Here is a 1,551-nt window from a genome sequence, read left to right as displayed (position 1 = left end):
CGCAGGACGTTGTATTGGGTCTGTACTACATGACTCGTGAAGCGATCAACGCCAAGGGCGAAGGTCGTGTATTCGCGGATCTGCAGGAAGTTGACCGTGTGTTCCGTGCCGGCGAAGCCGCACTGCACGCCAAAGTTAAAGTACGTATTAACGAAACCGTTAATGATCGTGACGGTGGCAGCGTCAAGAACACCCGTATCGTCGACACTACCGTTGGCCGTGCGCTGTTGTTCCAGGTTGTTCCGCCAGGTCTGTCGTACGACGTCGTCAACCTGCCAATGAAGAAAAAAGCGATCTCCAAGCTGATCAACCAGTGCTACCGCGTGGTTGGTTTGAAAGAGACCGTGATCTTCGCTGACCAGTTGATGTACACCGGTTTCGCTTACTCGACCATCTCCGGCGTTTCCATCGGTGTTAACGACTTCGTTATCCCGGACGAGAAAGCCCGCATCATCGGTGCCGCTACCGACGAAGTGAAAGAGATCGAGAGCCAGTACGCCTCCGGCCTGGTAACCCAGGGCGAGAAGTACAACAAAGTGATCGACCTTTGGTCGAAAGCGAACGACGAAGTTTCCAAGGCAATGATGGCCAACCTCTCGAAAGAGAAGGTTATCGACCGTCACGGCGTTGAAGTCGATCAAGAGTCTTTCAACTCGATGTACATGATGGCCGACTCGGGTGCGCGGGGTTCCGCAGCACAGATTCGTCAGCTGGCCGGTATGCGTGGTCTGATGGCCAAGCCGGACGGTTCCATCATTGAAACGCCGATTACTGCGAACTTCCGTGAAGGTTTGAGCGTACTTCAGTACTTCATCTCCACTCACGGTGCTCGTAAAGGTCTGGCGGATACCGCGTTGAAAACTGCGAACTCCGGTTACCTGACTCGTCGTCTGGTAGACGTGGCGCAGGATCTGGTTGTAACCGAGATCGATTGCGGCACCGAACACGGTCTGCTGATGACTCCGCACATTGAAGGCGGTGACGTTGTAGAGCCGTTGGGTGAGCGCGTATTGGGTCGTGTTATTGCCCGTGACGTATTCAAGCCTGGTACCGAAGAAGTCATCGTTCCTGCCGGCACGCTGGTAGACGAGAAGTGGGTCGAGTTCATCGAACTCAACAGCATCGACGAAGTGATCGTTCGCTCGCCGATCAGCTGCGAAACCCGCTACGGCATCTGCGCCAAGTGCTACGGCCGCGATCTGGCCCGTGGTCACCAGGTGAACATCGGTGAAGCGGTCGGCGTTATCGCTGCCCAGTCCATCGGTGAGCCGGGTACCCAGCTGACCATGCGTACGTTCCACATCGGTGGTGCGGCAAGCCGGACCTCTGCAGCTGACAGCGTTCAGGTGAAGAATGGCGGTACCGTCCGTCTGCACAACCTGAAACACGTTGAGCGAGTAGATGGTTGCCTGGTAGCTGTGTCCCGTTCCGGTGAGTTGGCAATCGCTGACGAATTCGGTCGTGAACGCGAGCGTTACAAGCTGCCGTACGGTGCTGTGATTTCGGTTAAAGAAGGTGACAAGGTCGACGCTGGCGCAATCGTGGCCAAGT

General features: G+C 56.0%; 1 pseudogene. It reads left to right on the top strand.

Features of this window, described 5'->3' with window-relative positions:
- A pseudogene (locus tag ACIOMO_RS27950) lies at positions 1-1,551 on the top strand (DNA-directed RNA polymerase subunit beta'); the annotation flags it as partial.

This window comes from Pseudomonas sp. NPDC087804, from assembly GCF_044742965.1.
GTDB classification, from domain to species: Bacteria; Pseudomonadota; Gammaproteobacteria; order Pseudomonadales; family Pseudomonadaceae; genus Aquipseudomonas; species Aquipseudomonas rustica.
This window is presented reverse-complemented; position numbering and strand designations above follow the sequence as displayed.